The sequence below is a fragment of the Flavihumibacter petaseus NBRC 106054 genome, assembly GCF_000974785.1.
In the GTDB taxonomy this organism is placed as follows: Bacteria; Bacteroidota; Bacteroidia; order Chitinophagales; family Chitinophagaceae; genus Flavihumibacter; species Flavihumibacter petaseus.
Map to the genome: position 1 here is coordinate 2,136,356 of NZ_BBWV01000001.1, position 10,046 is coordinate 2,146,401.

General features: G+C 49.4%; 8 protein-coding genes. 5 read left to right on the forward strand and 3 right to left on the reverse strand.

All coding sequences use genetic code 11. The features are described 5' to 3' along the window. Positions 1-253: 253 nt before the first annotated feature. The 5 genes from FPE01S_RS08885 (at position 254) to FPE01S_RS08905 (ending at position 8,652) form a co-directional block, all read left to right on the forward strand. Positions 254-844 carry an RNA polymerase sigma factor gene (locus FPE01S_RS08885; protein ID WP_046368353.1) on the forward strand — a complete coding sequence of 197 codons (591 nt, stop codon included), beginning with the start codon at positions 254-256 and terminating at the stop codon, positions 842-844. Positions 845-924: 80 nt separating this feature from the next. Next, on the forward strand, positions 925-2,133 hold the full coding sequence (locus tag FPE01S_RS08890) for a FecR family protein (protein WP_046368354.1): 1,209 nt from the start codon (positions 925-927) through the stop codon (positions 2,131-2,133). Between the two features lie 125 nt (positions 2,134-2,258). Next, positions 2,259-5,597: a TonB-dependent receptor gene (locus FPE01S_RS08895; protein ID WP_052955627.1), complete on the forward strand. Its 3,339-nt coding sequence runs from the start codon at positions 2,259-2,261 to the stop codon at positions 5,595-5,597. Between the two features lie 23 nt (positions 5,598-5,620). Continuing rightward, positions 5,621-7,255, forward strand: a complete 1,635-nt coding sequence (locus tag FPE01S_RS08900) for a RagB/SusD family nutrient uptake outer membrane protein (protein ID WP_046368355.1) — start codon at positions 5,621-5,623, stop codon at positions 7,253-7,255. 134 nt (positions 7,256-7,389) lie between these two features. Then, complete coding sequence (locus FPE01S_RS08905) at positions 7,390-8,652, forward strand: aryl-sulfate sulfotransferase (protein WP_169749146.1); 1,263 nt, start codon at positions 7,390-7,392, stop codon at positions 8,650-8,652. On the opposite strand, the gene FPE01S_RS08910 is transcribed toward FPE01S_RS08905, so the two are convergent. The 3 genes from FPE01S_RS08910 to FPE01S_RS08920 form a co-directional block, all read right to left on the reverse strand. Beyond that, positions 8,612-8,905, reverse strand: a complete 294-nt coding sequence (locus tag FPE01S_RS08910) for a hypothetical protein (RefSeq protein WP_046368356.1) — start codon at positions 8,903-8,905, stop codon at positions 8,612-8,614. The genes FPE01S_RS08905 and FPE01S_RS08910 overlap by 41 nt on opposite strands. A gap of 144 nt (positions 8,906-9,049) precedes the next feature. After that, positions 9,050-9,604: a GNAT family N-acetyltransferase gene (locus FPE01S_RS08915; protein ID WP_046368357.1), complete on the reverse strand. Its 555-nt coding sequence runs from the start codon at positions 9,602-9,604 to the stop codon at positions 9,050-9,052. 10 nt (positions 9,605-9,614) lie between these two features. After that, positions 9,615-9,926, reverse strand: coding sequence for a hypothetical protein (locus FPE01S_RS08920; protein WP_157473941.1), 312 nt, complete (start codon positions 9,924-9,926; stop codon positions 9,615-9,617). Positions 9,927-10,046: the final 120 nt, after the last annotated feature.

A 10,046-nucleotide genomic window follows, 5' to 3' on the forward strand; every position in this document is an offset into this window, starting at 1 on the left:
AACAGTTGACTTTGCGCCAAAAATAAACAATGTCACCGGTTACATTACTATGCCAGCCGCGTCGCCCTGGCTAATAGCATCTATATATAGCTGTACGATTGCAATCGGTAACATTGTTCCCTGCTTCCCGGGATAGCTCCAGCAACTACACAACAATCAAAGTGGCAACAAATGATCCGGTAAAATTCAGGAAGGAAACTTTCTTTTTGCATAGTACACACATCGCAAAAAGAACTTATTTTGGCTGATCGATATGCTGCTGCTTGCTGCCCATTCCAGAGATACGGAACTGTTCCGACGCATCAGCGTGGGAGACGAGCAGGCATTCAGGCAATACTTCGAGCTGCACCGGGAAGAGCTGTTCAAAGTCGTTTTCCGCCTCACTAAATCACAGGCTATTACGGAAGAGATTATCCAGGAGATTTTCATCGGCCTGTGGATCAGCCGGCAACACCTGGCGACCGTCGAAGCCCCCGAATCCTACCTCTACCGCATCCTGCTGAACAAGACTGCAGCATACCTGAAAAAAGAAGCCAACCAGGACCGGATCGTCAGGCTCGCAGCACAGCATTTTCAGCCTCCGGCCGATAATACGCTTGAAAAGTCCCTTGATGCCCGGGAAAGCCTCCGCTGGGTCGAAAAGGCCCTTGATCAACTTCCGCCCCAGCAAAGACTGGTGTATATCCTCAGCCGCCAGAAGGGTCTCACCAATGATGAGATCGCCACGCAGCTCCATATTTCCACCCACACCGTGCGAAGCCACCTGGCCAAAGCCGTCGGCTTCCTGCGATCTTACCTCAGGGACATCGCCGTTGTTGTCGCCATCCTCGCAGATCGTTCATAGTGACCAATCTGAAATTTTTTTTCATCCGGGCTAATCAATTATTTAAGATCACCACTCTATAGAAGGAGAACCGATTGCTTATGCCCCCGAAAGAAAGGTTATTACAGCTGTTGAAGCAGTATGCCGGCAATACCGCCAGCGAAGCTGACATAAAGGAAATGCTCCAGTTGCTGAAACAGGATGCCGGCGACGAAAGTCTCGAGGCTTTTATCACTACCCTGCGACAGGAGACTGCAACCGAAACAATGCATCAGCAGGTGGACTGGGAGAAAATGTGGTCTGCCATCAGCGAAACGGCCATCGAACCCGCTCTACACCAGCCCGTAACGCCGGTCAGAAAACTGTACGGCTGGCGTGTGGCGGCAGCAGCGATCATTCTCATCACGATCGGCTCCTTCTGGTGGTTGAACCAACGGCAACAGACGATCCCGGCAGCCACACCACCAATAACAATAAAAGAGGCGGAAAAAGAAATTCAGCCAGGTGGCGACCGCGCCATCCTCACCCTGGCTGACGGCTCACAGATTCTGCTCGACAGTTCAGCCGATGGCAAACTGGCCACGCAGGGAAATTCCGAAGTCGTGAAACTCGCAAATGGTCAACTCGCCTATAAAGGAACGGGGCGCATAAGCAATGTAGTACTGTACAATACGATGAGTACACCCCGTGGCGGGCAATACCGTTTGATTCTTCCCGATGGCAGTAAGGTTTGGTTAAATGCCACTTCATCTATTCGCTACCCCACCTCGTTTGAGGGAGGGGTGCGAAAGGTGGAGATCACCGGCGAAGCTTATTTCGAAGTGGCAAAAGACGCCCTCCATCCTTTCAGTGTTGCCGTTCATCGCAATAATGGCAATGCCCAGGAAGTAGAAGTGCTCGGCACCCATTTCAACATCAACGCCTATAACGACGAGTCCACCACCAACACCACTTTACTGGAAGGCAGTGTAAAAGTTAAAACGACAGCCGGTAACGCGCTCCTGCTTCCGGACCAGCAGGCACAACTGGATGAAAACGGTAAGCTCAAAATAAACAGCAGTGTCAACATCGCAGAAGTTATGGCCTGGAAAGACGGCTATTTCATCTTCCGCGAAGCCGACATCAAAACCATCATGCGGCAGGTGATGCGCTGGTACGACGTGGAAGTAAAATATGAAGGCGATATACCCGCCCGCTATTTTACGGCGGACATATCTATGAACAAAACCTTACAAGGCGTCTTAAAAATTTTAGAACTCAGCAATATTCATTTCAGGCTGGAAGGAAGAACCATCATTGTCACTTCCTGACCCGGCAAAAGATGACCCACATAAAAAAAACCGCTCCGGGGTCGAGACCGGAGCGGCAATACGTGAGGGTCATCAGAAAAACAATCGGAAAACTGCTTATTCATTAACCCAAACAAAGCAAAGTTATGCATTTGAAGGCACTCTTTGTCCCTCCCCCAAAGGGATTAACCAAAACCAGCCTGCCGGCGAGGCAGGTGCTCCTGATTATGAAGTTTACTGCAATTCTGCTCTTTACGGTCTGTATGCAGGTAAGCGCCGGTGGGTATTCACAGACGGTTACGCTTTCCGGGAAGAATATCTCCCTGGAAAAAGTATTCAAAGAGATTAAAAAACAAACGGGTTACGATTTCTGGTATGAAGGCAAACTCATCCGCCAGGCAAAAAAGGTGGATATCCAGGCGGTTAACGGCAAACTGGAAGACGTGCTGAATACCTGCTTTCAGAACCAGCAATTGACCTATGCCATCATCGAAAAGACTGTGGTGGTTAAATCCAAACCCATACCGGTCACAGAAGCTCCGCTGCCGGTTCTTGACATCAAAGGAACAGTAACGGGCGAAGGCGGCAAACCATTGGATGGCGCGTCGGTAAAATTGTCCGGCACCGACAAAGGCACCGTCACGGATGCAAAGGGAAATTTCAGCTTACAGATCTCTGATAACGGCGGACTACTCGTGATTTCCTATGTGGGATATGAGACGATTTCCATGCGAGTGTCCAAAACAGGCGCGCTGGACATCAAAATGAAACTCGCTGATACCAAAACGGAAGAGATCGTGGTAGTAGGTTACGGCACACAGAAGCGGAAAGAAGTATCGGGTGCAGTGGCTTCTGTCAAAGTGAATGAGTTAAGTGCCAATGCCAGCAACAACCTGACTTCCGCCCTGCAGGGCCGCGTTGCCGGCGTTTCCGTGGAATCCAGTGGCGGCGCTCCCGGATCAGGCCTTTCTATTACCGTACGCGGCTCCGGCACCTTAGGCAACAATAGTCCGTTGGTGGTGATTGACGGTATTCCCTTCGGCAGTCTCGACGGACTCAACCCCTCTGACATCCAGAGCATCGACATCCTGAAAGACGCTTCGGCAGCCAATATATATGGCGCCCGCGCAGCAGGTGGCGTCATCATGGTGACCACCAAAAACGGCCGCAGGAATACTTCTCCAAGAATCCAGTTCAACGCGGTATACGGACAAAACAGCATCCCGAAAAGGTTGGGCGTGATGAATAGCGACCAGATCACCAAAACCTTCAACGATAACGGTGGTGCCTACCCGCCGGGAAATGGCGTAAACACGAACTGGCAGGATGAAATTTTTACCACTGCCCCCAATTACAAAGCGAATGTTGATGTTACCGGCGGCTCTGAAAACTTTCTTTACAGCCTGTCCGGCAGCTACCTGAAACAGGAAGGCGCCGTGATCCACTCCGATTATACCAATGCCAACTTCCGGATTAAATCTGTATATGAAAAAGGACGGGTGAAAGTGGGCGAAACTTTCATCTACAACTATGCCGGCGGCCGTGACTACGCAGGTGGTAGCGCCGATCAGACACACAGTTCCATCATCACTTCACTGGTGGCATCACCCACTGTACCTGTTTATGATCCCAATAATCCCAACGGCGGATGGGGCATGCGCCCACCCGCTCTGAAGAACCTCACCAATATTGTGGCGTTCCTAAGCTCCACCCAGAACAAGAGCAATAATGCCAGCATTATCGTGGATGCCTTCGCCGAGGTCCGGCTCATCGATCAGCTGAAATACCGCCTCAACGTAGGCTATTCCAACTACCGCGGTTATCAGAACAATTACCAGTATCCCTATTCCGATGGCAGCACCACCATCAACGAGCCGCAGACCAGCATGGGCTCTTCACTGGGTACGCAATGGCTGGTTGAAAATATCCTGAGCTACGAAAAAACCATCGGTGTGCACCACTTTTCTGCGATGGCTGGTTACTCCGCGCAGCGGGATAGTTCCAATGGTTTTGGGGTAACGGCATATTACCCGGCGCTGGGGCTTTATGGTATTTCTGCTGCAACCTCCTGGAACAAACCCAACGGCTCCTCCAGTGCCAGCACGCGTACCTCTCAGTTCGGAAGGGTTACCTACACTTTCGATAACCGCTATTCCCTGTATGGATCGCTGCGCCAGGATGCTTCTTCCATCTTTGATCCCGAACACAACAAAGGCCTGTTTTATGGTTTGTCGGCTGCGTGGAACGTGACCAACGAGGGCTTCTTCCGGCATTCTTCCCTGAATAAAGTGATCGATTTCCTCAAGATCCGCGGTGGCATTGGTACCCTCGGTAACGATCGCATTTCCCTTTACACTACCCAGGCGCTGCTCAGTACCAACATGAACTTCCTCACCAACGGCGGTATGGTAATCGGCAGCATCCCCAGCGGTTCACAGTCGCCAAAGGACCTTACGTGGGAAAAGTCGAATACCACCAATATCGGCTTCGATGCGAACCTTTTCGCCGGCCGGCTCAGCATCGTGTTTGACTGGTTTAAAAAACAATCAGAAGGTGTTTTACTCAGCGTTCCCATTCCCTTGAGTACGGGTATCAACGGCGCCCCTCCTGTTAATGCCGGCAATATCAACAACAGCGGCGTCGAACTGAGCATCAATTACGGCGATAAGAAAAAAGACTGGTCTTATAATATCGGCTGGAACATGACGGCCATCAAGAATAAAATGGATGCCGTGACCATCGGCAGTGGCAACCAGCAATTCGGTGACATCCAGCGCGGTATCGTTGGCTATGCGCTGGGTAGCTTCTTCCTGATCAAAAACCAGGGCACTTTCAAGACCCAGCAGGAGATTGATGCCTATACCGGTCACAGCGGAAATAAGATCCAGCCGAACGCGCAGCCGGGTGACCTGAAGTTTGAAGACTTCAACAAGGATGGCATTATCGACAATAACGACCAGCAATATGTTGGGTCGCCCATCCCAACTTTCGAAACCGGCCTCAGTGGCAATGCCTCCTACAAAAGCTTCGACATCAACATCCTGTTCCAGGGTGTATTCGGCAACAAGATCTATAACGGTCCCCGGTACTGGATGGAAAAGATGAATGAATACACGAACTTTTCGAGCGACGCCCTGAACGCGTGGACGCCCACCAACAACACATCCAACTTCCCTCGCTTTATCCTCGCTGACCCCAACCTCAATGCAAGGCAGAACAGTGACCGCTGGCTGGAAGATGGTTCCTATGTACGCCTGAAACGTCTTGAATTGGGCTACACCATCGCGCAGCAGTTCACAAAGAATAAATTGGGTATGGAGCGGATCAGGTTCTATCTCTCCGGTGAAAACCTGTTTACGATCACCAGCTACAGTGGCTTTAATCCTGACCTGGGCAATGGCGGCAGTCCGCTCAGCAGGGGTAACGACTGGGGCGGGTATCCGATTCAGCGGGCGATCATGATCGGCGTTACCGCTTCTTTCTAATCTTCATCATCAACGACATCAACATGAACAAAATATTCAAGCGATCCTTCATCACCTTATCGGCAACGGTAGCCTTAGTGGTGGGATGTAAAAAAAGCTTCCTGGAAACGAGCAACCCCAACCAGCTCACGGAAGATAAATTCTGGAAAAATGAAGCGGATGTGAAGTCGGCCATTGCCTCCGTATACAGTCCCATGCGACTGCCGCTCAGTGGCTACTTCGGTGCTTTCCGCGGCTACCAGGATATCAATGCCCTTGGCGACGATGTACTCACCATTCCCGGTGGCGAACCGTCTACCATCCAGGTGGCCAATTTTATCAACGATGCGAAGAACGGCGATACACAGGATATTTTCGCCAAGCTGTACAGTGCGATTTATCGCGCCAATCTCGTTATTGAGAATGCAGATAAAGCTGGGATGGATGAGGCTTTGACACGCAGCTACCAGGCAGAAGCAAAATTCCTGCGGGGGCTGAGTTTTTTCCTGCTGGCTTCCAATTTCGGGGATGTGCCGCTGAAGACCAGTGTTGCACAGTCTTCAGACGACGCGTTCCTTCCGGCATCACCGGAAGCAGAGATCTACCAGCAGGCAATTGCAGATTTTGATGCCTCCGCCGCCGACCTTCCGGTATCAAGGCCGGATGCCGATAAAGGCAGGGTGACACAGGGCGCAGCGCTGGCCTTTCTTGGGAAAGCTTATTTGTATACCAAAGATTATGCTAATGCAGAGGTCGCTTTGGGCAAACTGCTGACGGCGCCGTTCAGTTATGAGCTGATCAGCAACTACGAGGACAATTTCACGGACAAGACTGAATTTAATTCCGAGTCCGTGCTGGAATGGGTGTATGGTCCTTTTAACAGTCAGTATAGTCCCTGGAATGAAGAGAGTGGTGGCAATGCGATGTACAACTATCGTCCCCAGCTGACCGGTAGTCCTGCCAGCGGCGGTTGGTTCAAATACATTCCATCCCAGTTCCTCGCGAAAGAATTCAAAAAGGAGTTAAGGCCCGGAGGATCAGATACCAAATTCGACAAGCGCATGTATGCGACGTTGATGTGGAAGTATTCCGATTTTGGCGAAACCGATGCCACGTGGTATGACGACAAATCTTTTGACGAGTTGTGGGCTGCAGCATCTACCAGCATCGACCGTTTCGAGCCGGTTTACAAGGATTTTTCTGAAGGTAAATTCCTGAACAAGAAATTTACCAGTGCCTGGCGTAATGTGGGCGGTGCAGACAATTACTGGTCAGCAGTTCCTTCAACAGCGAATGTGGAAGTGATGCGGTTTGCCGAAGTGCTGTTGCTGCATGCAGAGGCAGCATTGATGAATAGCCATAGTGATGCCGCGCTTACCGATATCAATCGCATCAGGCAGCGCGCGGGGCTGACAGCCAAAACAGCAGCCGATTTCCCAACTACTGCCGACCTGATGAAAGAGTTGCAGCACCAGAAGTTGCTGGAGTTGTATTTCGAGCAGAACCGCTGGAACGATCTGAAAAGATGGTATCCGACAGCGGCAGAACTTAAAGCTTATATGGCGGGCAACCTGAAACAGGGTGCGGACAAGATAGAAGCAAAGCACTATATCTTCCCGATACCAGCGGCAGAGTTGCAGACCAACAACAAGCTTTCCCAAAACGCCCTATGGAAATAAACATACCAAGTAGTCTACGGATACTGCAATTAATCCTTGCAGTATCCTTTTTCTTTTTTGCAGGCGGTTGCCGTTCGGCATGTGATGTTGAACTGGAGTCCTTCGGCGAGTTACCTGCTTCGGGCAATGTACTGATGAAAAAGATTGCCGTGGTGAGCAGTGATGCCGCCGATCTGCTGATCCGGTACCAGGAAGAAGCAAACCCCTTAAAGAACTGGACAACACCAGTTTCGGGTGGCAAAAAGGAACATCTGTTTACCTTGTTGTACCTGAGACCCTCCTGTACTTATCTCTATGACATTGTATGCCGGCAGAAAGAAGGGAAGGACGTCGTGCTCGCTGACGGAAAGTTTACCACGAACGAACTTCCCGCCGGTATGCAGGATATCATCTTTCCTGTTGATATCCGGCCGTTGCTGTCGGAAACTTTTGAAAAAGGGGCGGTGCTCCTTGCACGGCGAGACATTCCCGGACAAGCATACCTGGCCAACGCAAAGGGTGATATCATCTGGTATCATACGATCGCTGATGCGGGATTCAAAGTAGCACACTTTACAGGAAAGTCTACCATCCTGTCCATCGTTGCACCCTTGTCCTATCCGACAAGCTATGGCAATGAGATTTTGGAATTATCGCTTGCCGGAGATACTCTGTTTCACTTAAAAAAAGGGGAAAGAGGTTTTGATCGGACGATCCATCACGAGATTTTTTACAATGACGCGCAACAACTGGTCACCCTTACCCAGGAAAAGAAAATAATGGATCTGCGTCGCGCGGGTGGCACTGCAGCGGATACCATCACAGGCGATGGCATCCTGGTGCTCGATTCAGTGGGCAATAAAGTTTGGGAGTGGACAGTGTTTGATGTGATGGATCCCCTGACCGATCCACAAATAAAACAAAACAGAACCGACTGGCTGCATGCCAATAGCCTGAGCCTGGATACCGATGGTAACTACCTGGTGTCTTTCTATCTCAGCGGACAAATCTGGAAAGTTGATGCGAAATCGGGAAAGTTGCTCTGGAAGCTGGGTCGGAATGGTGATTTTGTGTTCCGCAACTGCAATTCTTTTTCAGAAGTGCATGCCGTTCACCGCACTGCCAATAACCAGTTGCTGTTATTTGAGAACGGAATTGATCAGCAGCATTCCGCGGTGAGGGAGTATGTACTGGATGAAAAAAATCATACTGCTGATGCGAGCCTGGCAATCGGCCTGCCATCTTATCTCTACAGCGAGCGGATGGGAAGTGTTTACCGGGTGGGAGATACCAGCCTGCTGGTTTGCAGCGCCCAGGCGAACGCCGTGAGCCTGATCAATAAAAGTGGTGATATTCTCTGGCGGATAAGAACGGGATTTATTCCTTACCGGGCGGAGTTTGTATCGATTGATCATTAATCTCCCTGTTGTTATTGTTAAGGGATGCTGCAAATATCTTAAGCGTTAACTCATCGACGCCGTAGTAAAATGAGGTATTGTCAATTTTTTCTATCAGGGCAGGATCGTATGTTTTTTTAATTCTTATATTTTTTAGGTAATCAGAGCAAATAATTATTGTTATTCTCCTACCACTTTTTCTTGGCAAACCAAACACGGGAATATTCTCGTGTCCCATTCCTCCATATTGAGGAAGCAGATATACCTTCGCCATGTAAGTGTTTATCAATGATGTTTCCAACAAGTATCAATCGAAAATTCGTTACCGGCCTGGTTATTTTATCACCAATGATTCCTGTCTTTACATATACAATGGAATGGGCATCCATATTTAATTAGTTTTTAAGGCCAGAGAGTTCTATACTTCGGATTGCTGTTGTTGACGTTTCTGCCAATCTTCTCTTTCAATACAATATACGAAATTGAGCTTCGGCGCCTCCCCATAATAGGCCACTTCCTGTTCGCCGACCTTCATTGCCCCCAAACGGCCAATAGCAACCTGTGAGCGGATATTATGGGACCCGATATGAAAATACACCCGCGGGACATACTGAAAGAGATAATTCAACAACAAAGCTTTTGCCGCAGGGTTCAGGCCCTTGCCCCAGAATTCAGTGCCAATAAAAGTGTAACCAATGAGGATACTGTTGCCTTCCTCATTATAGTCATAGATGCGGGTGCTTCCGGCCAGCTTGCCACTGGATTTGTCAATTATTTTAAACGCACCGCCGCTCTGCATCGCGCCTTCAAAGTAATTTCGGAATACGTCCTCCTTCCACCGATCCTTATTGGGATGCTGTTCCCAGATGCGGGGATCAGATGCTACACCATACAACGATTCGAAATCTGGTTCCTGAAGCGGCACCAGCATTACTATTTCATCTTCCAGTACTGGCTGTATGCTAAAGTTCATATAGGCAATATTACTTTATTGCCTCCACTTCTATGTAGTTAACATACGGGTGATAGAGGTCACACGTTATTTGAAAATTGCCTGTTCCGGTGCAATTGTTCACTTCATGAAAAATGACTTCCACACTGGTGTTTCCGGTAAATGAAGCTACACTTTCAGCATTACAGATCTTGTAGTCTTTGTCTTTCCACCGTAGGTAGGCTCCGGTGCAGTCTCTGTGAAATTCAGCGGTTTCATACGTTCCGGTGGGCTTCGCATCCTTTTTGCAGGCAAAAGCCATCGGAAGTGAAATAGCAAGCGTAAATAAGGATTGGAACTTCATGGCAAGGTTTTGTTGGTTAATCGGAAGAGTCCCGCTGACGTTGACAGAATTGCAAATGAATCTGTTGCATCTGCAAAGCGTGAAAATTCAGGTAGAAAAGCGCATATCGCAAAACATCTC